This window comes from Microbulbifer agarilyticus, from assembly GCF_001999945.1.
GTDB lineage: Bacteria > Pseudomonadota > Gammaproteobacteria > Pseudomonadales > Cellvibrionaceae > Microbulbifer > Microbulbifer agarilyticus_A.
In genome coordinates this window covers 2,243,912-2,267,570 of record NZ_CP019650.1, presented here as the reverse complement: position 1 = coordinate 2,267,570, position 23,659 = coordinate 2,243,912, and the positions used below count along the sequence as shown (strand labels likewise).

At 56.4% G+C, this 23,659-nt stretch carries 23 protein-coding genes; 12 read left to right on the top strand and 11 right to left on the bottom strand.

The window, feature by feature from the left end; genetic code table 11:
• Window positions 1-17 precede the first annotated feature (17 nt).
• Window positions 18-341 carry a stress response translation initiation inhibitor YciH gene (yciH, locus tag Mag101_RS09270; protein ID WP_077403869.1) on the bottom strand — a complete coding sequence of 108 codons (324 nt, stop codon included), beginning with the start codon at window positions 339-341 and terminating at the stop codon, window positions 18-20.
• 177 nt (window positions 342-518) lie between these two features.
• On the opposite strand from yciH, the gene Mag101_RS09265 reads away from it, so the two are divergent.
• The 8 genes from Mag101_RS09265 (at window position 519) to Mag101_RS09230 (ending at window position 6,995) form a co-directional block, all read left to right on the top strand.
• Window positions 519-1,358 carry an ion transporter gene (locus Mag101_RS09265; RefSeq protein ID WP_077403867.1) on the top strand — a complete coding sequence of 280 codons (840 nt, stop codon included), beginning with the start codon at window positions 519-521 and terminating at the stop codon, window positions 1,356-1,358.
• 152 nt (window positions 1,359-1,510) lie between these two features.
• Window positions 1,511-2,656, top strand: a complete 1,146-nt coding sequence (locus Mag101_RS09260) for a serine hydrolase domain-containing protein (RefSeq protein WP_077403865.1) — start codon at window positions 1,511-1,513, stop codon at window positions 2,654-2,656.
• Window positions 2,657-2,745: 89 nt separating this feature from the next.
• A complete protein-coding gene (locus Mag101_RS09255; RefSeq protein WP_077403862.1) occupies window positions 2,746-2,973 on the top strand; it encodes a SlyX family protein in 228 nt (75 codons plus the stop codon).
• A 652-nt stretch (window positions 2,974-3,625) separates the two neighbouring features.
• Window positions 3,626-4,276: an OmpA family protein gene (locus Mag101_RS09250; protein WP_077403861.1), complete on the top strand. Its 651-nt coding sequence runs from the start codon at window positions 3,626-3,628 to the stop codon at window positions 4,274-4,276.
• 74 nt (window positions 4,277-4,350) lie between these two features.
• Window positions 4,351-4,869 (top strand): hypothetical protein, encoded by a 519-nt coding sequence (locus Mag101_RS09245; protein WP_077403860.1) that lies wholly within the window; start codon window positions 4,351-4,353, stop codon window positions 4,867-4,869.
• A gap of 320 nt (window positions 4,870-5,189) precedes the next feature.
• Complete coding sequence (locus Mag101_RS17835; protein ID WP_157520277.1) at window positions 5,190-5,660, top strand: hypothetical protein; 471 nt, start codon at window positions 5,190-5,192, stop codon at window positions 5,658-5,660.
• Between the two features lie 101 nt (window positions 5,661-5,761).
• Window positions 5,762-6,130: an STAS/SEC14 domain-containing protein gene (locus tag Mag101_RS09235; protein WP_077403859.1), complete on the top strand. Its 369-nt coding sequence runs from the start codon at window positions 5,762-5,764 to the stop codon at window positions 6,128-6,130.
• A gap of 67 nt (window positions 6,131-6,197) precedes the next feature.
• Window positions 6,198-6,995 carry a class I SAM-dependent methyltransferase gene (locus Mag101_RS09230; RefSeq protein WP_077403858.1) on the top strand — a complete coding sequence of 266 codons (798 nt, stop codon included), beginning with the start codon at window positions 6,198-6,200 and terminating at the stop codon, window positions 6,993-6,995.
• 85 nt (window positions 6,996-7,080) lie between these two features.
• Here Mag101_RS09230 and Mag101_RS09225 read toward each other — a convergent pair whose 3' ends face one another.
• The 4 genes from Mag101_RS09225 to Mag101_RS09210 all read right to left on the bottom strand — a co-directional run bounded on the left by Mag101_RS09225 (window position 7,081) and on the right by Mag101_RS09210 (window position 13,344).
• Window positions 7,081-8,466: an L-serine ammonia-lyase gene (locus Mag101_RS09225; protein ID WP_077403857.1), complete on the bottom strand. Its 1,386-nt coding sequence runs from the start codon at window positions 8,464-8,466 to the stop codon at window positions 7,081-7,083.
• A gap of 206 nt (window positions 8,467-8,672) precedes the next feature.
• Window positions 8,673-9,650, bottom strand: coding sequence for a tRNA 5-methoxyuridine(34)/uridine 5-oxyacetic acid(34) synthase CmoB (gene cmoB / locus Mag101_RS09220; protein ID WP_077403856.1), 978 nt, complete (start codon window positions 9,648-9,650; stop codon window positions 8,673-8,675).
• 14 nt (window positions 9,651-9,664) lie between these two features.
• Window positions 9,665-10,405 (bottom strand): carboxy-S-adenosyl-L-methionine synthase CmoA, encoded by a 741-nt coding sequence (cmoA, locus tag Mag101_RS09215; protein WP_029249741.1) that lies wholly within the window; start codon window positions 10,403-10,405, stop codon window positions 9,665-9,667.
• Window positions 10,406-10,431: 26 nt separating this feature from the next.
• Window positions 10,432-13,344, bottom strand: coding sequence for an insulinase family protein (locus Mag101_RS09210; RefSeq protein WP_077403854.1), 2,913 nt, complete (start codon window positions 13,342-13,344; stop codon window positions 10,432-10,434).
• 214 nt (window positions 13,345-13,558) lie between these two features.
• Here Mag101_RS09210 and Mag101_RS09205 point away from each other — a divergent pair, with 214 nt between their 5' ends.
• Both Mag101_RS09205 and Mag101_RS09200 read left to right on the top strand, forming a co-directional pair.
• A complete protein-coding gene (locus Mag101_RS09205; protein WP_077403853.1) occupies window positions 13,559-14,263 on the top strand; it encodes a DUF599 domain-containing protein in 705 nt (234 codons plus the stop codon).
• Between the two features lie 6 nt (window positions 14,264-14,269).
• A complete protein-coding gene (locus Mag101_RS09200; protein WP_077403851.1) occupies window positions 14,270-15,064 on the top strand; it encodes a methyltransferase in 795 nt (264 codons plus the stop codon).
• A gap of 15 nt (window positions 15,065-15,079) precedes the next feature.
• Here the strand turns inward: Mag101_RS09200 and Mag101_RS09195 are convergent, their stop codons facing one another.
• Together Mag101_RS09195 and Mag101_RS09190 are read right to left on the bottom strand one after the other, a co-directional pair.
• Window positions 15,080-15,631, bottom strand: coding sequence for a molecular chaperone DnaJ (locus tag Mag101_RS09195; RefSeq protein WP_077403849.1), 552 nt, complete (start codon window positions 15,629-15,631; stop codon window positions 15,080-15,082).
• 45 nt (window positions 15,632-15,676) lie between these two features.
• On the bottom strand, window positions 15,677-16,942 hold the full coding sequence (locus tag Mag101_RS09190) for a porin (protein WP_077403847.1): 1,266 nt from the start codon (window positions 16,940-16,942) through the stop codon (window positions 15,677-15,679).
• Between the two features lie 291 nt (window positions 16,943-17,233).
• Between Mag101_RS09190 and Mag101_RS09185 the strand changes: the two genes are divergently transcribed.
• On the top strand, window positions 17,234-17,782 hold the full coding sequence (locus Mag101_RS09185; protein WP_232324968.1) for a class I SAM-dependent methyltransferase: 549 nt from the start codon (window positions 17,234-17,236) through the stop codon (window positions 17,780-17,782).
• A gap of 40 nt (window positions 17,783-17,822) precedes the next feature.
• Window positions 17,823-18,452 (top strand): peptide-methionine (S)-S-oxide reductase MsrA, encoded by a 630-nt coding sequence (msrA, locus tag Mag101_RS09180; protein ID WP_077403843.1) that lies wholly within the window; start codon window positions 17,823-17,825, stop codon window positions 18,450-18,452.
• A 24-nt stretch (window positions 18,453-18,476) separates the two neighbouring features.
• Here msrA and Mag101_RS09175 read toward each other — a convergent pair whose 3' ends face one another.
• From Mag101_RS09175 to Mag101_RS09160, 4 genes are all read right to left on the bottom strand, one after another.
• Complete coding sequence (locus tag Mag101_RS09175) at window positions 18,477-19,337, bottom strand: sulfurtransferase (protein WP_077403841.1); 861 nt, start codon at window positions 19,335-19,337, stop codon at window positions 18,477-18,479.
• Between the two features lie 120 nt (window positions 19,338-19,457).
• Window positions 19,458-21,176, bottom strand: a complete 1,719-nt coding sequence (locus Mag101_RS09170) for an alpha/beta hydrolase (protein ID WP_232324967.1) — start codon at window positions 21,174-21,176, stop codon at window positions 19,458-19,460.
• 39 nt (window positions 21,177-21,215) lie between these two features.
• On the bottom strand, window positions 21,216-21,833 hold the full coding sequence (locus tag Mag101_RS09165) for a trimeric intracellular cation channel family protein (RefSeq protein ID WP_077403839.1): 618 nt from the start codon (window positions 21,831-21,833) through the stop codon (window positions 21,216-21,218).
• A 188-nt stretch (window positions 21,834-22,021) separates the two neighbouring features.
• The gene (locus tag Mag101_RS09160; RefSeq protein WP_077403837.1) at window positions 22,022-23,206 is read right to left on the bottom strand and encodes an acyl-CoA dehydrogenase; all 1,185 of its coding nucleotides are present in this window, start codon (window positions 23,204-23,206) and stop codon (window positions 22,022-22,024) included.
• Window positions 23,207-23,659 lie beyond the last annotated feature (453 nt).

Below are 23,659 nucleotides of genomic sequence, written 5' to 3'. Positions count from 1 at the left end.
ACTGCCCGCGCTGGGGGTTAGCCCCCAGCGAGTTTCACCTTGTAGTTTTTTGCTTCGAGAACCGCTTTGATCTCGTCCCGCTTGTCGCCCTGAATCTCTATTACGCCATCCTTTAGCGCGCCGCCACAGCCGCAGCGTTTTTTAAGCTCTGCCAGCAAGAGTTTGAGCTCGCTATCGGTTCCCTCTATACCCCGCACACAGGTGACACCTTTACCTTTGCGTCCCTTGGTTTCGCGCTGAATTCGCACAATACCATCACCGCTATAGCACTTCTCTGCAGGCTTTTCTTCCTTAATCCGGCCGCGGTCAGTGGAGTATACGAGTCGGCTTTTATCGCGCATGTCAGTTCCCGGTCAGTCAGCTCATTCAGTGAAAAAGGGGAGAAAATAGGGGGCCCAGAAGAGTCCGGTGGCGAAGCATAGCGGATACGGTGGAAGCGGACAAAGCTGTGGCGTATTCTGCGACTCCGAGGTCGGCTAGAATGTCACCTAGTTCAATAAGGCGAAAGGCTTGAATTCATGGCGCTTACCGGGACCCGCAAACGGCTGAATGAGATTATCTTCGGCACCGATTCGCCCGCGGGTAAGAATTTTGATGTATTCCTGATCTGGGCGATTCTGCTCAGCGTTGCGCTGGTACTATTCGCCTCGGTGGAATCTCTATGGGTGCGCTTTGGCGAGACCTTCTATGTCCTTGAGTGGTTTTTCACCGGGTTGTTTACGGTGGAATACCTACTGCGTATTTATTGCGCGCGCGACCGCCGCGAATATGTCACCAGCTTCTATGGCATCGTCGATTTACTGGCAATCTTGCCCAGCTATCTCGCACTGATTTTTACCGGCGCTACCTATCTGATGGTAATCCGCTTGTTGCGGGTGTTGCGGATCTTCCGGGTACTCAAGCTGGTTCGCTATCTGCGGGATGCCAACCTTCTGGTACGTTCGCTCTGGCAGGCGCGCCGTCGAATTCTGGTGTTTTACACCAGTGTCCTGGTGATCTGCATTATCTTTGGCAGCGTCATGTTCATCGTGGAGGGGCCACGGCATGGTTTCACCAGCATCCCGAAGAGTATCTACTGGACCATTGTCACCATCACTACGGTAGGGTTTGGTGATATCACCCCGCATACGCCCCTGGGGCAAGCCATTGCGTCGATGACCATGCTGATCGGCTACTCCATCATCGCGGTGCCCACCGGGATAGTCACCGCCGAACTGGCACATGAACTCGGTCGGGAGAAGCAGCTTGCCCGCTGTCATAACTGCGGAAAAAGCGGGCACGATGCCGACGCAGAGTACTGCAAGCAGTGCGGCTACCGCCTGGAAGATTTCGAAGAGCCTGCCGACGATGACCCTTAGGGGCTGCGCTTAACAGCTACCCGGCTATCCGTTATCCTTGCGCCCCGTTTGACCCCATCGATTCTCAAAATGGTCGCTCTATGGCGAGCCCTCGATGGGACTGACCTTAGCGGCAGGTCTTTGCCTCCACCATCAACTGGTAACTGCACTCAATGGATATTCAGGGATATTGCGCCCCGGGCTTTGAGGCCCTATACGACGCTTTTGCGGCGAACTTCCGCGATCACGGTGATGTGGGGGCGTCTTTTTGTGCGGTACAGGAGGGCGAGGTTGTCGCGTCGCTTTGGGCTGGAACCACCGATCGTGCGGGGGCACAGGCGTTCGAGGAAGACACCCTCTGCAATGTATTTTCATCTTCGAAGGGCATTCTCGCCCTGATTGCACTGCAGCAGGTCGCAGCTGGAAACCTGGACCTCGACTTGCCGGTGGCCGAGTATTGGCCGGCCTTTGCGGAAGCGGGTAAATCGACGGTAACAGGCCGCCAGTTACTGAGCCATCGGAGCGGGGTGATCGCGTTTACCGAGAAAGTCTCGGATGACCTTATCTACGACTGGGACCGCGCGTTACAGCAAGTAGCCGCAACTACCCCCTGGTGGGAGCCCGGCAGTCAGCAGGGCTATTCGCCGTTTCTGTATGGATGGACCGTTGGCGGACTGATCGAAGCGGCCAGCGGTCGTACTGTACGTGATTTGTATCGCAGCGGGGTGGGTGATCCGCTTGAGCTGGATGGTGGCTTCGGCGCAGTGGGGCATCGCTCCACGCGTATTGCCGATGTGGGCCCATTGAAGAAACCGCTACCGGAGCTGCGTGACAATGCAATCGGCCGCTCCATCAAGGAAGATCGTCAGGGCCCAGTGGCTACAGCGTTTACCAATCCTGTTTCGCTCATGATGGGTACAAACGGCGATGCGTGGCGAGGTGCATTGATCCCGGCAGCCAACGGCCACTTCAGTGCTCGCGACCTCGCCGCAGTCTACGGTGACCTGGCGAGTGAAAGCCCGCAGTTGCTCTCTTCAGCAACGCTCACCGAAGCGACACAAGAGCAAACCCGTGGTCAAGACGCCATACTGCAAACCGATGTGGCCTTCGGTTGTGGCTTTTTGAAGTCAGGTATCGCGCAAGATCTGGCTTTTGGCGGCAGCAGGGGCTTCGGCCATCCGGGTGCCGGGGGCAGCGTTGGCTTCGCGGACCCCGAGATTGAGGTGGGTTTCGGTTATGTTACCTCGCGTATGGGGCAGAGCCTGTTCATGGATCAACGTGCGGTTGGACTGAAAGACTGCCTGTACCGGCTGATTTAAGCTGGAGAAATCACCGGGATATACCCAGGTACCTTGAGCAAACCGCAATGAGTAAGCGGTAAAGAATAGGCGGTAAAGAGTAAGCGGTTATGAGTAATGAAGTAGAGCAGTTGGTCGCACGTATTGATGAGCTGGAAACGCGCCTGGCATTTCAGGAGGACACCCTGAGTCAGCTCAACGACACCATTGCCAAGCAGGATGCGCAGCTGCGCGCACTTGTAGGCAATATGAAAGAGATGTCGGAGAAGTACAGCGATCTGGCGTTCGAGATGAACAAAGGCGGCAAGCCCGGCGACGAGCGTCCACCGCATTACTAATTCTTCGCAATGGAGAGTCGGGCGGCTCTCCACCAGTTTCCATCTTTGCGCCGTTTTCTACGCCAATTTCTGGAAATTCTGCAAAATTTGATTTTTCCCTTCTTGTTTCCTCTTGACAAATCTTTTCCACATGGGGTCGGCTCGTGAGTGAGGGTCCTCGCATTTCTGTAGTCTACCTGTTTAAAGCTGTAAATTTCCCCTAAGTCATTGATTTATATATAAAAATACGATGGTGTAAAAAGTGTCCAATATGCTGGGGGCAAGGAATGCCGCCACATCGAGCCTCATTAGGCATATTCATGCACAGAGTTATCCACAGAAGCTGTGGACGAATGGATTACAGCAAATTACACGATGCCGGGGTGCAACTGTGGATAGTGCTTGTCTGCTCTGAAATTGAAGCCTGAATAGGTCATGGTTTATCGAAGGCTATGACCCTGGGAGCGGTTAATGGCCTAACTCAGAAACCAAATAATTAAAATTACGCCAATGGATTATCCCGCCATTTTGGGATCTAGGCAGTAGACCTAAGCTGACTTTCCGCATAGTCTTCGTGCCAATGACGAGGGCAGTTCAGCTTGCAGTCAGCTTGACTCAGCGACACTGCCAACAAATTTCACCCGTCATCAGTAAAAGCGTTAGGAGAAGCTTAATGAAAAAATGGGTAGCGATTCTTGCTCTGGGTTCTTTGGTTGGCTGTACCACCCTGGATCCTTACACCCAGGAAAGCAAAACCAGTAATGCTGCCAAGGGCGCAGGTGCTGGTGCAGTGGCTGGTGCCATCATTGGTGCGGCTACCGCGAGCAAAAACGATCGCAAGAAAGGCGTGATTACCGGTGCACTGGGCGGCGCTGCAGTAGGTGGTGGCATCGGCTACTACATGGACCGCCAGGAAATGGCCTTGCGCCAGCGTCTGGAAGGTACCGGCGTTCGTGTGCAGCGTGAAGGCGACAATATCCGTCTGATCATGCCGGGCAACATTACTTTCGCCACCAACCGTTATGAAATCCGTTCAGATTTCTACGACACCCTCGATTCTGTAGTGCTGGTTCTCAATGAATTCGACAAAACTGCAATTCGCGTGAGTGGCCACACTGATAGCACCGGTTCAGATGTCACCAACCAGAACCTGAGTGAGCGTCGTGCCGGCTCCGTTGCCAACTTCTTCACCACTCGTGGCGTGGCAGCAGGTCGCGTTCAGGCTGTTGGTTACGGCGAACGCTACCCAATCGCGAGCAACGACTCTGACGCAGGGCGTCAGGCAAACCGTCGCGTAGAACTCGAACTGTTGCCGCTGCAATAATTGATCGGAAAAGGGCGCTTCGGCGCCCTTTTTTGTGTGCGTCATAAACGTACATAAGTCGTCAGGGAGTGATAATGGCTGTTATTGGCAAAGGTGTGAGGCGAAGCAGGGTGAGCGGCAGGGAAGATGCACCAAAACACATTTGGGTTTTTCTCCGTCAATGGCTGTTTTTGGTGGCGCTCATTGTGGGATGCGGTTTTGCCTACGCCAGTGACTCGCCGACAAAAACCGAAAACCTGTCGGGAGAAATACAGCAACAGCTTGCCTCGGCCGAGCTCGTCGCCCAGGTTGAAATTGTCGCGGTGCACCGTTTGTTGGATCGAGCTTTGTCTGAACCCGGGATGGCGGCGGTTTCGGGATACCTTTACTCGGCGGTCGCGCGAAAGGTCTGGAAGGGCGCGACGCGAAAACAGTTAAATTTCCAACTCAATCTTGCCGATTGTGAGAAGAAACTCGCACTGGGCGTGCGCTATTTAATTTTTGCGCGGCGCAATATCTTCGGCGAAATGGCGCTTTCCGGCTGTGATGCCGCCATTGTCGATAGTGACGCGAGTGGTGTCCTCGCACAGCTTGATCAGTACTATCAGGGCTGAGCAACCCTCCGCCGGACGAGACCCGGCGCCTTCCTCGTATGCCCCGCCAGCTCTTGGCATAGCATTCCACTTAATATGCCCGTGCGCCTTTAGAACCATAAATACTTGAACATAGGAACATTGTTCCTTGAAGTGCAGCAATTGGGGATTATTCTTATCAGTATTGGCGTGGGCTTCTTCGATGAAGTCGGGTCTCGGTGGTCCAGTACAGCGCCAACCGGCAACGGCGGGTTAGGTGCTACGTCTGCGGATACTGCCAGACTGTGCGTCTTGCCTGATCGTTTCGAACTCTTTCTAACCGACGAGGGGTCCACGGGACTATGAAGAAACTACTGCTGCCACTCATTATCTTATTGCTGATTATCGGCTACTTCATGTCGAAGAAGTCCGATCATTCGGTTGACGATGCCTACGACAAGATGGAAACGCCATCTTCGCAAGAAACACGCCCGGCCGCTGATCCAACCATGCCGCAAGAAAGTAATGACGTGGCGCCATCCACCGCCGATCCGCAATCAACCGGTGATCGCATGATGGATGCAACCAAAGATGCCGCTCGCGATGTGGGTGGTGCGGTGAAAGATGCCGCTGAGGATACCGGCGACGCGGTGAAAGACGCGGCTAAAGACACCGGTGACGTACTGAAAGATGCGGCGCGAGACACAGGCGATGCGCTCGAAGATGCCGGCCGTGCCACCAAAGATGCCGCTGAAGACACCAAAGATGCGGCTGAGGATGCGCTCGACAAAATGCGCGACAAGGACAAAACCGAGGACACGCCACAGCAGTAGGCTGATACTCGGCTAAGCCGTCTGGAGAAAGAGGTCGCGACTGGTTCGCGGCCTTTTTCTTTTCTACGCTTAAAAGGGAAGTGACGAAAGTATGACGGACCATGATCGAACATTGCTGGCACCACGATCACGATATTCTGGAGATTCGGCCGGTTGCAGAGCTGAAGCCCGCAGAATTTCGTGCGTTGGCCGCGCAGGTGGATCCGGTGATTTGTCAGCATGGCGCCTTGCATGGCTTGCTGATTGATGCGCGGAATTTCCGTGGCTGGCAGAACTTTGCGGCATTGGTTTCCAACTGCGTGTTTACCCGCAACCAGCATCGACACCTGCACCGGATCGCCGTCCTCTCTGACAACACCCTACTGGCGTTTATGCCGCAGCTCCTCAACCACTTTGTTTCCGCAGAAGTGCGGCCATTTCCCAGTGACGCCGAAGAATCCGCACTGGCGTGGCTCGCCCATCACGGGTAAATTGCCCCATTCGATCTACTGAGCGCCACCTCGGTATCCAATAAATAAACTTGGTTGTACTTCTATCATGCAGTTGGCTGTTACCGCCGCAGATGAAAGCCATGTGCCAGCGGCAGAAGCACTGGCGGACGCGCTGGCGATTCCGTATCTGGGCGTTACCCCGGAAAAATTCATTAACCAGTATCCCTTTATTTTGCGTCGGGGCGACATGCTGCAACTGTGCGCTACTGGCCGCAAAGCGCCGGGGCCCGTGGGGGTTGATTTTGTGAGTGGTGCCGCGGCCCATCGTCGCAAGTATGGCGGTGGTAAAGGTCAGCAGATAGCCAAGGCCGCAGGGATTCGCAGTGGTTTTTACCCGCGCATTGTCGATGCCACCGCGGGGCTTGGGCGGGACGCCTTTGTGCTCGCATCGCTCGGCAGTGAGGTGCGTATGCTTGAACGCAATCCCGTGGTGTATGCGTTGCTTGAGGACGGTGTGCGGAGATTGCGTCAGGCTGCAGAAATGGACCGTGAACTTGGACCCATTGCCGAACGACTGGTCCTGGAACCGCGAGTGGATAGCGCTGTGGCATGGCTGGCTGCACAGGAGCAGGAAAGTATTCCGGTCATTTATCTGGATCCGATGTTTCCCAGTCGCGACAAAAGTGCCAAGGTGAAAAAAGAGATGGTCGCGTTCCACGAAATCGTCGGCAGCGATGAAGATGCCGATGGGTTGCTGGAGCCTGCATGTGCGGCGTGCTATTACCGCACAGTGGTCAAGCGGCCGCGACTGGCGCCGGATCTAAATGGGCAGGCGCCGAGCCTTCGCTTTGAGGGCAAGTCGGGCCGGTTTGATATTTATACCCGTCACGGTATTCCCGGGTAGGCTGCTCTGCAGCGCCCGATACTATATCGAGTCTCTTGTCGGGTATTTTGTCGGATATTTTCCCTAGTAGTTTGTCCGCCTCGTATCAGCAGTTAACCGCGTTCACCGCGAGACCTCCGAGCGAGGTTTCCTTGTATTTGTGCTGCATGTCGATTCCGGTCTGGCGCATGGTCTCAATCACACTGTCGAGCGGCACGATATGCGCACCGGTGCCGCGCAGCGCGAGGCGCGCGGCATTGATCGCCTTAACCGCACCCATTGTGTTGCGCTCAATACACGGAACTTGTACCAGGCCGCCGATAGGGTCGCAGGTCAGTCCCAGATTGTGTTCCATACCAATTTCGGCCGCATTTTCAATTTGCGCGTTACTGCCGCCCTGAACTGCCGCGAGTCCGGCCGACGCCATGGAGCAGGCCACGCCGATTTCACCCTGACATCCCACTTCCGCGGCGGAGATCGAGGCGTTTTTCTTGAAGAGCATGCCAATGGCGCCGGCGGTAAGGAGAAATTTCACCACCTGATTTTTCAGATCCCCGTGCTCTTCCTGTGTGTGTACGAATTGCACGTAGTAGGCAATGGTTGCGGGAATAACCCCGGCAGCACCATTTGTGGGTGCGGTGACAATGCGCCCGCGGGCTGCATTTTCTTCGTTGACTGCCAGGGCAAACAGACTGACCCAGTCCAGAATCGCGAGGCCCTGGCGACGTTCTTCATCGGTTTGTTTGGATAGTTCGCGAAAGTGTTCCTCCGCCCGTCTGCGTACGCCCAGTCCACCGGGCAGTACACCGCTTTGGTGGCAACCACGCTCAATCGATGCCTCCATCACTTCCCAGATATGCCACAGCAGATCGGTGACCTCCTGATCGGAACGGAACGCCTTCTCGTTCTCCATGGCGAGTTCGGCAATGGTCCAATGGTTTTGCTCGCACAGGGCCATTAGATCTTCGGCGGAGCTGAAATCGTAGGGCAGTAGGGTGGCTATTTGCTCTTTATTAGCGAAGTCTTCTTCCGACAAAACAAAGCCGCCACCGATGGAAAAGTAACTGCGTTCAAGCAGGCATTCTTCACCGGCAAATGCTTTACAGGTCAGCCCATTGGAGTGCTGGGGAAGAAATTCTTCCTTATGGAAAATCAGGTCGCGATCGCGTTCAAAATGGATGGCGCGCAGCCCGTTGAGAATCAATTGTTGGTGTTTTTCGATCGCGGCGATCCGACCGTCAATGGTATCGATATCGATCGTCTCCGGTGACTCACCTTCGAGCCCCATGAGTACGGCCATATCGGTGCCATGACCTACACCGGTCAGTGCGAGGGAGCCGTACAGATGGACCTCGACACGCTCGACCTTTGTCAGATCACCGCGGGACTCCAGGTCACAGATAAATCGCTCCGCGGCCACCATGGGCCCGACTGTGTGGGAGCTGGATGGGCCTATGCCAATTTTGAACAGCTCGAAAACACTGATACTCATGCGGTCCCTTTTTCTCTCGCCAAACCTACCGGGTATCCCGGCCAATATGCATTCAGTGTAGTTATTGGGCGAGGGGACTTTCACGCACCGGCATGAGCATCCGATGCGCTTGCGGGCAGGACTGGGCTTACAGGACTAGTCGAACAGCACATGGTTAGGGGAGAAGAGCGTGGCCAGCGGTCGGCTAGCCACGGAGGACAACGTGGTTAAGTCGCAGTTGCAGTGAGGGTGGCGCGCAGTGGCGCAGGATGCCCTTCAATGGTTTTACTGGGGTCGTTCGGGTCGAGGAAGTCTGTCAGCGACTCAAACCGCATCCAATCGGTGCTGCGCTGCTCGTCGGTCGAGGTCTGGTCTACATCGACGGTTTTTACATCGGTGAAACCGCTTTTACGCAACCAGCTTTCCAATGTTGCGGTGGTGGGGAAGAACCACACATTGCGCATCTTGGCGTAGCGTCCCTCGGGTACCAGGCATTCTCCCGCCCCCCCCTCAATCACCAGGGTTTCCAGTAACAACTGTCCCCCGGGACGCAGTGTGTCGCGCAATTCCCGCAAGTGGTCCAGTGGTGAGCGCCGGTGGTACAGGACCCCCATGGACAAGGTTGTGTCGAAAGCGCGCAGTGCCGGTGGCAAAGCCTCGATTCCCAGCGGGAGAACATCCACGGGTTTTTCCAGCCCGAGGTATTTCTTCAGTGCGTAAAACTGGGCAACGAATTTTGCCGACGGATCGATACCAATAACTCTGCGTGCGCCGGCGCCAAATTGCCGCCAGCAGTGGTAACCGCTGCCGCAGCCCACATCGAGTACCAGCCGATCTTTCAGATCGTGCAGGTGTGGGGCTACGCGGTCCCACTTCCAGTCGGAGCGCCATTCGGTATCGATGAAAATATCAAACAGCGTCCATGGGCCTTTGCGCCAGGGGTGCAGCTTGCGCAATTCAGCTTCAAGTGTCGCGAGTTGTTCGGCGGTCGCATCGGATGCCGCACCGATGCGCACCTCATCCTTGAGCGAATACGTGGACGCGTTGATGTCGGGGAGGTTTTCGAGCGCCTCGCGCCAGTCTGCCATGTCGCCCCAGCGAGAGGGGTTAAGTCCGTCAGCAACTTGCTGGGGCAGGGTGGTGAGCCACGAGCGCAGGGCCGGCGTGTGCTGGATACCCGCATACAACTGGGTGTAATCAATCATGCCTGTCTTTCCGCTTACGGGTTGCGCTGTTTGATCGCAATCAGCGAAGCGAAATTGAAGCACTGGAACCAAACGTCGACACTGCTAAAGCCGACGTTTTTCAAGCGGGTGCGGTGGTCAAACAGGGTTTCCGGGATCAACACATTTTCCAGCGCACTGCGTTTCTGCGCAATTTCCAGCGCGCTGTAACCGTTTGCCGCCTTGAATGAGTGGTGTAAATCGATCATCAACTCCTGATGGTCGGTATCGGAGAACGCCACTTTCTCGGAAAGGATCAGTACACCGCCCGGGCGTAGGCCGTCGTATATCTTCTGCAAAATGGCTTCGCGCTGTTCGGTGGCAATGAACTGCAGGGTAAAGTTGAGAACCACCACCGAGGCATTCTCAATGTCCACATTCTGCAAATCGTCGCACACCAGTTGCACCGGGATCTGCCCGCTGTCCGCCGCCAGTACCGCGCGCGCCTGTTCGACCATGGCCGGCGAGTTGTCCACCGCGACGATCTCGCAGTCCGCTGCAGGGATGCGATGGCGCATGGCCAGGGTGGCGGCACACAGGGAGCTGCCCAGGTCGTAACAGCGGCTTCCGGACTGGGCATAGCGCTCCGCCAGGGTACCGATCATCGCCACAATCGTGGTGTAGCCTGGCACCGAGCGCTGGATCATGTCCGGGAATACTTCCACCACTGACTGGTCGAAGCTAAACCCGGCCACCTGGCCCAGCGGGCTGGCGAAGATATCGTCTTTCTTGCTCACGTGCTTCTTTGTTTCCCGCCGGTTACTCACAGTTTTTCTTCGTGCAGGTCCAGGGCGAGTCCCGCATCGCGGCCATGGTTACCGGTAACCACTGCGGTGTTGGCTTTGTCTGCCTGCAGGTAGGTTTTACCGACCCGCTGCAGGTCGTCGAGTGTTACCTCGGTGACCTTGCGACGGAATGCCTGGCGCACTTCGTGGGTGCGACCATACAGCTTGGAATGGAATGCCTTCTTCGCTTCGCCCGCGGGGGATCCGGGCTTGTCCATTCCGCCAACGACACCGAGGATCGCCTCTTCTACCTGCAGATCTTCATGGGATTCGTTCAGCAGCCACTCCACGGATGCGTCGAAGTCCTTGAGCGTGTCTGCCATGCGCGGATCGCGATAGGAGTAGAAGCGGAAGGCGCCAATGGTGACATCGTGGCTGGCACCGCCGCCGTAGGCACCGCCTTGCTCGCGAATGGTACGGTGCAGGTAGCCATTGCGCAGGAAGCCGCCGAGCACCGCCAGCGGCGCCGCATCGGGGTGTGACATGGGCACAGTGGGGTAGGCCTTGGCACAGAAGTTCACCTGGCTGTTGGCAACCCACATTTCCTGTACACGGCGGGGCGTGAATGCGCCATTCGTCGCCGCGCTGTTACCGCTGCCGCTGCTGGCCAGTGGGCTGAGTGCGGAGGTGAATTCGGACAGTTTGTCCTCTTCACCAATCACCAGGAATTGGCGCTCGGCGCCGAGGATTTTCTGGTGGATTCCGTTAAAGGTGGCGGCAATATTTTCCAGGCCGCTATCGGTATCCAGGTCTTTGACCAGCGCGCGCAGCTGGCGAAGCCCTTGCAGGCCGCCAAACTCGTGGCCATCGGCCGCGGCGCGATTAAAGCCGGCACTGGCAGCGGCCATGGCAAGCGCGTGGCCATTGCCGACCACAGACTGTTCGCGTCGGGCCAGCGTCTGCAGCAGCAGCTCTTTGATGCGTGGCAGTTCGTCAAAGCGCACCTGTTCCATGGTGGCCTGCATCAGTTCGGTCAGCGCGGCCTGGTTTGCGGCCAGGGCCTTACCCGAAAGAATGAAGTGGCCGGACTGACTGTCGAGGTTATCCAGTGCCGTGCGCTGGCTTGTGAAGCTGTGCAGTGAACCGGCTACGGCGGCTTGCCACTGTTGCACTTCCAGATAGTCTTTGTCGCCCAGGCCCACTTCGCTGAGGTTTTGGCAGTAGTAAGGCAGCAGCAGGCGCTCTTCATCGCTGAATTCCGGCAATACCGCAACCAGTTGTTGGTATACCAGCCCATTGGTGCCAGCGCCGTAACGGCTGATCTTGTTGCCGTTGAGATCTTCTATGGCGCCATCTACGCGCGGCAATTCTGCGGGGATATCCTCGACACCGACCTTGGGTAGGATGGATTCGTCATCTTTGCGCTGCTGTCGGTCCGCCAGTGCCTTGGCGGTCTCAATGATCTGTTGTTTTTCTTGGTCGTTGAGGCCCGCTTTGATTTCTTCCAGGCGGACTTTCTCGGCCAGCTCGGTGCGCTCTGCCATCTCGCTGTCAGGGGAGAGCACCAGGCGTATGCGGTGGTTGTTTTCGAGCAGGAGTGTGCGCGCCGCGTTGGCGATAAACTTGGGATCCTTGATTTGCTCGCGCAGCTTTTCGAGGGTTGCGTCGATGTTGAGCAGGCCAATGGCATCACCGCGGTGAGTCGCGCCAGTGAGCGCAGTGAGAATCAACTGCAGGCCGTAAGGGTAGCCGTCGCCACCGATCTCACGCTGTTGCAACTCCAGCTGGTGCAGTGCCGCGGAGATCTGCTCATAGGGCACGCCATTTTCGGCGACGTCTTCCAGCACCTTCAGAACCTGTTTCTCCAGCTCGTCGGCACGTTCGCGCTCGCTGCCCTCAATGCCACACACAAACACCAGCTCACGCTGGCTGTCGTCCAGGCCGCATAAGGGAGAAGGGGATTGTCCAAGGTCCGTGGTTTCCAGCAGACGCATCAGTGGTGAAGCGCTGTTGTCGAGTAGTACACCGGCCAATAAATGTGCAGTCAGTGATTGTTCCAGGTCGGTAACATCGCCGAGCAGCCAGCCCAGCACAATGTGGGTCTTTTCCTTGTCGCCTTCTTCGGCGGGGAGCGGGTAACTTTCTTCGACGCGCACCGGCGCTACGTACAACTTCTCCCGCTCAACGGCAATTTTTTCGTCGAGTTGGTCAAATTTGTGCAGGGCTTTTTCTTCGAAAACTGCCTGATGCTCCGCTGCATCAATATCCCCGAAGGTCATAAAGATCGCGTTGCTGGGGTGATAGTGGGTGCGGTAGAAGTCCACCAGCTGCTGATAGCTGAGATCCGGGATGTCAGCGGGCTCGCCACCGGAGTTGAAGTGGTAGGTGCTGGTGGGGAACAGGTACTTGCTGAGTTTTTGCCAAAGCTGTGAGGTCACGGAGCTCATGGCGCCCTTCATTTCATTGAAGACGACGCCTTTGAACACCAGATCACTTTGCGGGTTTTCGGTTTCGGCAAATTCCAGGCGATGTCCTTCCTGGGCAAAGTCCAGGGGGTCCAGACGGGCAAAGAATACGGCGTCCAGATAGACGTCCAGCAGGTTGTCGAAATCTTTGCGGTTCTGGCTGGCAAATGGGTAGGCGGTCCAGTCGGAGCTGGTGAAGGCGTTCATGAAGGTATTCAGTGAGCGCCGGATCATCATAAAGAAGGGGTCGCGCACCGGGTACTTCTCACTACCACACAGTGCCGTATGCTCAAGGATATGCGCCACCCCTGTGGAGTCGTGGGGGACGGTGCGCAGGGCGACCAGAAATACGTTTTCAGAATTGTCTGATGCAATGTGCAGATGCTGGGCGCCGGTGGCGCGATGACGGTACTCTTCCACGCGAACGCCGAGGGATTCGATCTCGGCACTGGTTACTGGTTCGAATGCGGGGTGTACGTTGCTCAAAAGAAAGCTCCAGTGGGTAATTAGCGTTCCCCGGGGGCTTGGCAATTTCCGGGGTAAAATCGGCGGCCATTTTAGCGCTGAGCGGCATTGAATTGACAGGGTTGACAGGCCGCTGTTGACACATGCGCCATGGGTGCGAAACTTCGCACCTTGTTTTACCTATATTTCGATGACGCCATAAATGTAGTCTAAAGGGGGTTGTGCGTTGAACTGGATGGATTTTGCGAGTCTTGCGGGCTTTTGCCTTACCTGGGCAGGCTACACCGTGTTCGCTCGCCGCAAGGCCAAGACCGCCTGGTGCCTCGCTTCATCGATGCAGTGGTACCGGGTCGAATGGATGCTGCGCATGTTGGAGAGGGATATGCGCGTGGCGGATGCGGCGATCCTTAGCAATCTCGAGCGGGTAATCGGTTTTTTCGCGTCGACCAGCATTCTGATTCTTGCGGGTTTGGTTACGGCGCTATCGGCGAACATTGCCGCGGTTGAGGTGCTGAGCAGCCTGCCTTTTGCCCAGACCACGACCGTTGAGCAATTTGAGCTCAAAGTCCTGGTGCTCATCCTCATCTACATTTTTGCGTTCTTCAATTTTACCTGGTCACTGCGCCAGTACTCTTTTGCCAATGTGTTACTGGGGGCGGCTCCGGCGGTAAAAGAGGACGAAATTTCCAGCGATGACCGCCGCCGCTACGCCATCAGTGCGGCAAAAGTGATTGATCAGGCTGGCCATAGCTATAATTACGGGCTGCGCTGCGTCTACTTCTCTATGGCGGTGATGGGTTGGTTCGTGCACCCACTGCTATTCATTTTGGGCTTTCTGTCCGTCGTGTGGGTCCTGTACATGCGCGAGTTCCGCTCCCGCACTTTACAGGTCATTCTTGCCGCCGAGGGGCGCTCACTGGATCAAGTGCGGGAAAAATAGCGGCTGATGGCTGATCGAAATTTCGACGATCTTGCTGAGCGGTTCAAGAAGCGTATCTATGGTGGGCTGAAAGGCGAAATTCGTCTGGCCGTGTTGCAGCGGGATCTCGCGTCTTATCTGAGCGTGGGGCGAGAGCAGGGCGATAACCCGGCGCCGGTGGTGATCGATGCCGGCGGTGGCCAGGGGCAGTTTGCCCTGGATCTGGCGGAAGCGGGCAGTCGTGTGTGGATTACCGATATTTCCCGCGCAATGCTCGATCTGGCGAATGATGCGGTGGAGGCAAAAGGCCTGCAGGATCGCGTAACCCTGAAGCAGTTAGCGCTGCAGGATTTGCCCCAGACAGCGGATATACCACCGGCAGACCTGCTGTTGTGTCATGCGGTCTTGGAATGGTTGGCAGAGCCGCAGCAGGCACTGGTCCATCTGGCCGATAAGCTCAAGCCCGGTGGCTACCTGTCCCTGACGTTTTACAATCGCCGCGCGCTGGAGTTTCGCCTGCTACAGCGCGGCAGTTTGCGTCAGTTAGATCGACACCTCGAAAGTGGCAATTGGGGTGGCCATCCTGGCAGCCTGACACCGCAAAATCCTTTGCTAACGGAAGACGTCATGGATTGGGTCGCGCAGGCGGGGCTCAGCGTCGTAGCGCACAGTGGCATCCGTTGTTTTCACGATTTTATGACACCGGAAATGCGCGATAGGTTGCCACCCGAGCCCATCGTGGAAAAAGAGCTGCGCTATTCCCGCATTGATCCTTACCGCCAAATGGCGCGTTACGTCCACTTGCTGTGTCGCCGAGCCTAGGCGCGGCGACTGCGTCTACTGGCCGTCCAGGTTTTTGAGTAACAGGGCTTTGGCCGCGTTGATGCGTGATGCAAGGTAGTCGCTGCCACCGCGATCCGGGTGGAATTTTTGAATCAGCTTGCGATGAGCGCCGATGATTTCTTCGCGGCTCGCATTGGCGGGGACGCTGAGAATCTTGCGTGCTTCGGCGAGGGTGAGCTGTGGTTCTGATTCCGGTTTCCCGTGGGCCTGACCTTCACCAGTTTCTTCAGATCGCGCGCGTTGGGATTTCTCCTGCTGTTTTTGTGCGCGCGCCTGCGCGTGCTTTGCGATTAGCGGTGCAATCCAGGGCAGGTGGCGGCCAAACGTGCGCCACAGGCGATTGAGAATAGGTAAGACAATGGCCACCGCAGCACCTACCCAGTGCAGGCGGCCGGTAACCGCGAGCAGCACCGCACCCAACGCCAGTGCAATCAGCACCCACTGGATTACCAGCTTGCGCCGTTGCTCCGGTGGACTGTACTTGAATTTCTGGACGGCGAGCCAGGCGAAAATCGCCACGGCAATTAACAGGATGATACGGCCCAAGGTCTACTGCTCCGGGATCGAAAGGTTACTCAGAGCGCAAGCGTATCAGATGTCGATTCGAAAGCCGACGGCTATAAAGTCACTCGCTACCGGGCGCGCAACCCGATTGCTCGCATCCGCCGCATTCTCCATATACAGGCGTACCCGCTTGTTCCACTGATACTGGAAACCGTAATAGTACTGGGCCAGCTTGAATCGGTTGTCTTCTACAAGAGCTGCATCAAAAGACGGATCGTCGGATACCAGATAGTTGTGTCCGCCGTAGAGTGAGTAGCAATCGTTGGCACCCCAGGTGTAGCTGATAAAAGACTCGGAGCCCTTGGCATCAAAGAAGTTCGTTATACCCGTTACCGCACCAACTGGAGCCAGCTCGTTGTTCTGGGAGCGTTGCACGACACCGGCGACGTACCATCCTTTGGTAAACGGATCGCCTCCGTAATACGCTCCAATGGCACTTGCCCAGGTATTGGTGCTTGCACTGATCGGAACGTTCCTGGCAATCAGGATTTCCTCGCCATTTATGATTTCGAATATCTCACCATTATTTGAGGTGATATCGAGTTTCACTCGGTTGTAGGCCGCCCCCAGCATAATCCCCTTGCCCACGTTGGCGCGATAAACCATGGCAATGCCATGGCTTTGTCCGAACTCGCAGTCACGAGGAGGGCAAACAAATAGAGTATTTGGGCCAAGAATACCTCTGATACTGATATTCAAGTCTGCCACATGGGCGGCGCGCTGGATTGCGATCTTGAATTCGCTGTTGTCGAACTCCCAGGCCTTGCGCCAGGCGAGCGCACTGTCCGCGCGCCCGCTGCCGGTGCTGCCACCATCGGTCCCGTATGAATAGGTGCCGCTCGCCAGGCCACCGGATACGTTGTACCAGTCCGTTATATAGGTGACTTCGTAGTAGGCGCCCCATTGTTTGCCCGCAGAGAATCGTCCCCATTTCTTATGTTCCGCGTGGGCATTTCCCTGGCGTAGATAGAGGGATAAGTCGCGGTTGTCCGGAGATACCTGCTGGTCCCCCTGGACAATCAAATCTTGCGCAGATGAAATGGCGGCCACACCCCACTCGAGGTGGAATCCCGTATCCCAGCCGCCGTAGGCAGGGGTGTCGAGCACAAACGCTATCCGCGATGCACCATCTTGCATAATGGTTTCGCCGTAGGAGTTCACCATATGCGCGGTAAAGTAACCCGTCATCGACAGGGTTACGTCGGTACCTTCATAAATTGGTACCGCGTAACTCTCGCCGACGAAAAGCAGGGCAGCAGCTGCCAGCAATTGTCTGCGAGTGTTTTTATGCATTTCTGTGCCTCTTGATACAGAATGTGTTGCGAGTTTGCCGCCACGCAATAAGCGCTAATGAGGTGCAAGCCCTTGTTGCGGCTCATCAGCAAAAATAGACCAGCTGGCTGAACTGGTACCGTGGAATAGGTACACTGCGCATATTTGGCAGGGGCAACATTCTTTCAGCGGATTTTTCCGCCCCGCCCATGTCGTTAACGTAACCCCGTCTGGAGTAGTCCATTGGTTGAAAGCGATCCTCTAAGCCGTTCAATGTTTGGCTTGCTTGTGCGGAAAAATGCGCACCCAGACATGCGCAAACTGCGCCGGGAGGCTGGGGACGCGAGCCTACATGGCAACAAGTTCTGGAAGAGCTCGTGCCTTACGATGGATTACCTGGAGAAACACCCGTTAAAGAAAGGGGCGCGTGTGCTGGACCTGGGGTGTGGATGGGGGCTGGGTGGCATTTTCTGCGCGAAGGCGTTTGATGCGAAAGTGACATCTCTGGATGCCGACCCCAGCGTATTTCCATTCGCGAATTATCATGCGGCGCTGAATGGCGTAGAGATTACAACCTGGCAATGCCGGTATGAAAAAGTCACGCAGGCTGCGTTGACCGAGTTTGACGCAGTGATCGGTACGGATATCTGCTTCTGGGACCAGCTTGAGGCGCCGCTATTCAACCTGACACGGCGGGCATTGCGCGCGGGAGTCGGGCGGGTGATGCTGGTAGACCCGGGACGCTCCCCATTTCGCAGCCTGGGCGAGCAGGCGGTAGAAAAACTCGACGCGCAATACTTCGAGTGGCAGACTTCGCAACCAATGAAGGCCTCCGGCTGTATTATGCTCGCAGGCGAATAGTTCAAGCCGCCGGCGAGAACGGATATTTGAGGTACACACCATGCAGTTCGATAAATCCCGTATTCCTACCCCAGATGAGGCTCTGCCAGGTCGCGCGGAGCCTATGCCGATCTCTGGTAAGCACTTTGTTTCCGGCAACACGATGGTGCCGCCATTCCCTCAAGGAATGGAGCAGGCGGTGTTTGGCATGGGCTGCTTCTGGGGTGCCGAGCGTCTGTTCTGGGAGATCGAGGGCGTTTGGGTGACGGCGGTGGGCTATGCCGGCGGCGTCACGCCAAACCCGAATTACCGCGAGGTGTGTTCCGGTGGCACAGGCCACGCGGAAGTGGTTTTAGTGGTATTTGACCCTGCGAAAGTCAGTTACGAGGAATTGTTGTGCCGCTTTTGGGAGGAGCATGATCCAACCCAGGGTATGCGCCAGGGGAACGACCTCGGAACTCAATATCGCTCCGTGATCTACACCTACAGCGACGATCAGGCCGAGCAGGCACGCGCTTCGGAAGCGGCTTTCCAGCAGGCACTGGGAGAAAAGGGGTTTGGTGCGATCACCACCGACATCGAGCCTGCCCCGACATTTTTCTATGCGGAGGAAGATCACCAGCAGTATCTGGCGAAAAATCCAGGTGGCTATTGTGGCTTGGCGGGAACGGGAGCCTGTCTGCTGCGCTGACCCCTGATCTACACCGTTTCTGCTTTAGGCTTTGACGGGTGCGTTGCGCGGATGAAGAATGTGCGCGCACCAATCACTCCAGCTGCCCGCATACAAGCGGGCCTCGCGGCCGATCAAGTGTAGCGAAAACAGGTTTACACAGGCGGTAACGCCTGATCCGCAATAACACACGATGGCATCATCCGCCGGGATGCTTTGCCAGTGCGCTTGCAGTGCACTCAATGGCAAAATTTTGCCGTCCCCATCCGTGACTTCTTGCCAGGGCTTATTGATTGCACCGGGAATGTGCCCGGCGATCGGATCGATCGGCTCTTCGTTACCGAGAAATCGCTTGTTCTCACGGGCGTCCACCAATTTCCACGGTGGCTTTTCCAGGTTGGCGTAGATATCGCTGTAGCTCAGCAGCTCACCCGTCTGGGCTTTGGCCGCAAAATTGCCCGGCGCGGGCGCCTGCGTTTCGCCACTCTCGAGATCCATACCCGATGCCTGCCAGGCACCGAGACCGCCGTTCAAAATTGCGACATTGGTGTGGCCGAAATGGCGCAGCAGCCACCAGGCGCGGGCTGCGAAGGCAAAGCGCTGTGCGTCGTACAGCACAACCTGTGTGTCTTCGTTGATCCCCCGGCTGCGGGCAAATACGGAAAATTGCTGTGCGGAAGGGAGCGGGTGGCGGCCGCCATAACGCTCGGTAGGTGCGGAGAGGTCCCGGTGCAAACTCGCATACTGGGCACCGGGGATATGCGCATGTTCAAAAGCCTGTTGCCCGGCTTCCGTGTCCGCCAGATCATAACGGCAATCCAGGACGACCAACTGGCCATCCCCAAGGCTCTGCTGCTTTTGCAGCTCAGCCAGCTCGGTGACTTCAATCACACCCTGATAATTCATAGCAACTGCTTTTTATTGTCTTTATAGCGCCTCAAATTAAGCTGCTGGAAACGATTTGTCCAGCGCCTAAGGAGACAGTCCTGGTACGCAAACAAGTTCACCGATTACCGTGTTAACCCCTTATGGGTTTTCGGTGTAGCGACTGCCACTTACGGTTGGCGTGTGGCGCTGGCCCTCTGCTCGTGAGGCTTCGTCGGGGAGTGGGGGCTGTTCACCTTTCTCCTGTGTGCGCTGAGATTCCAGTTCGGCAATTTTTGCCTCCAGTTGCGCTTGCCGCTCGAGCTCTTCTTTTCGACAGCTGAGTACGCTTTCGGCGATTGACGACTCCGGGCGATCAAGGAAGTCTGCCGCGGCCTGTTCCGCACATTCGCTTGCGGAAATGACATCGTGTGACAGTTCGGGGAAAAGCACCCACTGGTGATTAGGCAGCTTCTTACGCGCGGCATCGGCATCGTCAACTGATAGCACCGGGTCCAGGGCGCCGTGCATCACCAGTGTGGGTACCGGGGTTTGAATGGCTTGTGACTCGAGCATCGGCGCTGCGGGCATGGCCCAGATTCGACACTGCATCTGCATCATGTCGATGTCCGCGCGTACAGAACTGCCGAGGATGCCGCTCTTGGCTGCAAGCTGACTGGCCTCATCGAAGTCAACGAAGGGGGCTTCTTCAAAGCAAAAATGGCTAATGCCTGCGGCATCACCAAAGTTGGGGTCGAGCACCAGCCCCATAAAACTGGCGATGGAGGGCTTGAGTAGCTCTGCCTGGTCCGACTCTAGTTCTTCGATAATTGCCGGAAGTTCTTTGTAGAAACCCTCGTTGTACAGGGCCTGGAAGAGCACCCGTAACAGGCGCTGGCCGCTGAGTACAAATGGGTATTGTTGGCCCGCGCGAATATTGCCTGTCTTCACCACAAGGGGGGATTCATCCAGTGCCTGTACTCGTGCTTCCAGACGTTGTTCGAGGTCCGGGTAGCGCTTGTTGCAATCCTTGTCTTTACGGCAGTAGTCGACACCGCGTTGATACGCAGCAGTGACATCTGTTGGCAATGTTTGTGTGTAGATAATTTCCGGAAAGACGGCACTGTTCAGCACCATCGCACGTACGGATTCAGGGAAGTCACGGGCAACGGTCAGCGCGTAGCGGGTGGAATAGGATACGCCGTACAGGTTGAGTTTGGGAATGCCCAGCGCTTTGCGCAGTGCTTCCACATCTTGCGCAACAACCGCGCTGTTGTATTGGGAAAGGTCGGCTATTGCACTGAGGCGGCTGTAGCAGCGCTCCATGCTATAGGTAAACACTCGGGCTTCCTCGTCGCTACTTAAGCGGCGTGTAAACGCGAGATCTGCGTCTTCAATAAATTCATCGCAGGAGAGTTTCGGACTCGCCATGCCGGTGCCGCGCGGGTCCATCACAATCAGGTCGCGGCCATCTTCCACCGTCATGGATGAGTAGTTCACCCACAGCCAGTCGCTGGCATTCTGGGGCTCCAGCCCGAGGCTGGCACCAGGGCCGCCGGCACCCAGGTGCAGTAATGGTTCTTTATCCGGGTCGCTGATTTCCGCAAAAAAACGCACCACCGGGAACTGAATCTTGCGGCCTTCGGGTTTGGCGTGATCCTCAGGCACTTCCATCATGAAGCACTGGGTGGTTGGCCAGCTGGCTTCGGTATCAAACCAGCAGGACTTTGGAATCAGACGGCTGGGGGATAAGGGGTCTGTTGGATCTTCGCGGGTGCAGCCGGTCAATACGGCGGGCAATATCAGTAACGCGATGAGGCAGATACGGCCAGTGGAGGATCGTTGCAACAGACGCAAGAAAGTGGAAGAGGGTAACGGCATAAGACAGTTCAAAATCCAAATAATACGACTGCTGGTGTCTCACTCCGGCCCGAAACGAGCGATCGGTGCAGACAGATTCCAGCGCAAGGCGGCTAAGCGGATCGACAGAGTGACCACTATTGCGATGGCTACCACGAGTTCTCCGGGCAGCATGTCGAGCTCGTCCAGTATCACCAGTGCGGCGGCGCCACTCAAGGCCGCGGTGGCATAAATTTCCCGTCTCAGTAACAGGGGAATGTCGCCACACAGGATATCCCGTATGAGTCCGCCAAAAGTGCCGGTCATTACGCCCATCACCATGGCAATCCCTGGCGAAAAACCGAGGCTTAGCGCCTTTTGTGTGCCAATGACCACGAATACCGCCAGTCCAGCCGCGTCGGCGATCATCAGCAGCCGCATGGGCACACTGAAATAGCGAATCACATAGAAACTGGCCACACCGGTGGCCGCGGCAATACCCAGGTAGTGGCTATTGTGGAGCCAGAAAACCGGGATATTCAGAATGATATCGCGAATGGTTCCGCCGCCGGTGGCGGTGACACAGGCGAGGACTACGGCACCAAATAGATCCATCTGTTTGTGACCCGCGGCCAATACTCCGGTAAAGGCGAAAATGACGATACCGATTAGGTCACACCAGTAGAGAAGTTGTTCCATCCGGTTCGGGCCACGTGGGTACAGAGTAAGAGGTAATACGGGCTAATGAGCACCTGTCGATCGGGAAGAGGGCGTCAAGACGCTGATTTCACAGGGGAGTGTCGGCAGAATCTGGCTGCCGGTCGGTAGTAGCGCGCGCCCTCAGTTGCCCAGATTATGGGCCTTAAGGGCGCGCGGAGTACAGGCTCTTAGAAGAATGCCTGCAGGCCGGTCTGCGCACGGCCGAGAATCAGCGCGTGCACGTCATGGGTACCTTCGTAGGTATTCACCGCTTCCAGGTTCATCGCGTGGCGAATAACGTGGAACTCGTCCGCAATACCGTTACCACCGTGCATGTCACGGGAGATACGGGCAATATCCAGGGCTTTACCGCAGTTATTGCGTTTCACCAGGGAGATCATTGTTGGATCGAAGTCTTTCTGCTCGTCCATCAGGCGCCCAACACGCAGGGAAGCCTGCAGGCCCAGCGTGATCTCGGTCTGCATGTCCGCGAGCTTTTTCTGGAACAGCTGGGTTTGTGCCAGCGGTTTGTTGAACTGCTTGCGATCCAGGCCGTATTGACGGGCCGCGTGCCAGCAGTATTCCGCCGCACCCATGGCGCCCCAGGAAATACCGTAGCGCGCGCGGTTCAGGCAGCCGAAAGGTCCGCTCAGGCCTTTGATGTCTGGGAAGCGGTTTTCTTCCGGAACAAACACGTTGTCCATCACGATTTCACCGGTGATGGAAGCGCGCAGGGAGAACTTGCCCTCGATTTTTGGCGCGCTCAGGCCTTCCATACCTTTTTCCAGTACGAAGCCGCGAATATGACCTTCATCGTCTTTGGCCCAAACCACAAACACATCGGCGATGGGGCTATTGGTGATCCACATCTTGGAGCCGGTGAGGCGGTAGCCGCCATCTACACTCTTGGCGCGGGTCTTCATGCCGCCGGGATCGGAGCCAGCATCGGGTTCGGTGAGGCCAAAGCAGCCTACCCACTCACCAGAGGCGAGCTTCGGCAGGTACTTCTGCTTTTGCTCTTCGCTACCGTACGCATAAATCGGATGCATCACCAGGCTGGACTGCACGCTCATCGCCGAACGGTAACCGGAGTCGACACGTTCTACTTCCCGCGCGACGAGACCGTAGGAGACATAGTTCAAACCGGCGCAATCGTAGCCTTCGATGGTGGAACCCAGCAGGCCAAGCTCGCCCATTTCTTCCATAATTTCGCGATGGAAGATTTCGTTGCGGTTGGCTTCGAGCACACGTGGCATCAGTCGCGACTGACAGTATTCCCGTGCGGTGTCGCGGATCATGCGCTCTTCGTCGCTCAGTTGACGGTCCAGAAGCAGGATGTCGTCCCAGTGTGCCAGTGGCTGATTTTTGCTCATGTGTTGAACCCGTACATGGTCAGTAAACAAGGGATTCTCGATCACGCACACGTCTATGGTAGGCAAATTACCGTAGATTCAATGGGCGATACCGCTCGTGAAAGGCTGGGGCCGTTTAGTCAGTCACGGGATGCGCAGTGCATGATCAATTGCTGCGCCATCATAGCGGAGCCCAGAGCCAATTTCACGTTTGTGATCACTTTTTTTGGTGGGGCATTTCGAAAGAGTATCCTGCCATTCGGGCCGATCGCAGGAAAATCACCTCGACCCGAGAGGGCGGGCGCTGTTTCTGGTGCAAGGCCCTATGGTCATCCGCCCAAAAAGCATGGTTTGGGTAAACAAAGGTAAATCGTCTTGGAGCACCGGTTATTAGCTTTGATAATTAAAACTAACTTCTTTAGAGCAAACTGCTAGGACAAGCGGAGTTCATGGGCAAGCTGCCGAAATTATTAG

Excerpts from the sequence above, each read along its gene's own strand:
- yciH (WP_077403869.1), bottom strand. The coding sequence starts at position 341 with ATGCGCGATAAAAGCCGACTCGTATACTCCACTGACCGCGGCCGGATT.
- Mag101_RS09265 (WP_077403867.1), top strand. The coding sequence starts at position 519 with ATGGCGCTTACCGGGACCCGCAAACGGCTGAATGAGATTATCTTCGGC.
- Mag101_RS09260 (WP_077403865.1), top strand. The coding sequence starts at position 1,511 with ATGGATATTCAGGGATATTGCGCCCCGGGCTTTGAGGCCCTATACGAC.
- Mag101_RS09255 (WP_077403862.1), top strand. The coding sequence starts at position 2,746 with ATGAGTAATGAAGTAGAGCAGTTGGTCGCACGTATTGATGAGCTGGAA.
- Mag101_RS09250 (WP_077403861.1), top strand. The coding sequence starts at position 3,626 with ATGAAAAAATGGGTAGCGATTCTTGCTCTGGGTTCTTTGGTTGGCTGT.
- Mag101_RS09245 (WP_077403860.1), top strand. The coding sequence starts at position 4,351 with ATGGCTGTTATTGGCAAAGGTGTGAGGCGAAGCAGGGTGAGCGGCAGG.
- Mag101_RS17835 (WP_157520277.1), top strand. The coding sequence starts at position 5,190 with ATGAAGAAACTACTGCTGCCACTCATTATCTTATTGCTGATTATCGGC.
- Mag101_RS09235 (WP_077403859.1), top strand. The coding sequence starts at position 5,762 with ATGATCGAACATTGCTGGCACCACGATCACGATATTCTGGAGATTCGG.
- Mag101_RS09230 (WP_077403858.1), top strand. The coding sequence starts at position 6,198 with ATGCAGTTGGCTGTTACCGCCGCAGATGAAAGCCATGTGCCAGCGGCA.
- Mag101_RS09225 (WP_077403857.1), bottom strand. The coding sequence starts at position 8,466 with ATGAGTATCAGTGTTTTCGAGCTGTTCAAAATTGGCATAGGCCCATCC.
- cmoB (WP_077403856.1), bottom strand. The coding sequence starts at position 9,650 with ATGATTGATTACACCCAGTTGTATGCGGGTATCCAGCACACGCCGGCC.
- Mag101_RS09205 (WP_077403853.1), top strand. The coding sequence starts at position 13,559 with ATGGATTTTGCGAGTCTTGCGGGCTTTTGCCTTACCTGGGCAGGCTAC.
- Mag101_RS09200 (WP_077403851.1), top strand. The coding sequence starts at position 14,270 with ATGGCTGATCGAAATTTCGACGATCTTGCTGAGCGGTTCAAGAAGCGT.
- Mag101_RS09190 (WP_077403847.1), bottom strand. The coding sequence starts at position 16,942 with ATGCATAAAAACACTCGCAGACAATTGCTGGCAGCTGCTGCCCTGCTT.
- Mag101_RS09185 (WP_232324968.1), top strand. The coding sequence starts at position 17,234 with ATGCGCAAACTGCGCCGGGAGGCTGGGGACGCGAGCCTACATGGCAAC.
- msrA (WP_077403843.1), top strand. The coding sequence starts at position 17,823 with ATGCAGTTCGATAAATCCCGTATTCCTACCCCAGATGAGGCTCTGCCA.
- Mag101_RS09175 (WP_077403841.1), bottom strand. The coding sequence starts at position 19,337 with ATGAATTATCAGGGTGTGATTGAAGTCACCGAGCTGGCTGAGCTGCAA.
- Mag101_RS09170 (WP_232324967.1), bottom strand. The coding sequence starts at position 21,176 with ATGCCGTTACCCTCTTCCACTTTCTTGCGTCTGTTGCAACGATCCTCC.
- Mag101_RS09165 (WP_077403839.1), bottom strand. The coding sequence starts at position 21,833 with ATGGAACAACTTCTCTACTGGTGTGACCTAATCGGTATCGTCATTTTC.
- Mag101_RS09160 (WP_077403837.1), bottom strand. The coding sequence starts at position 23,206 with ATGAGCAAAAATCAGCCACTGGCACACTGGGACGACATCCTGCTTCTG.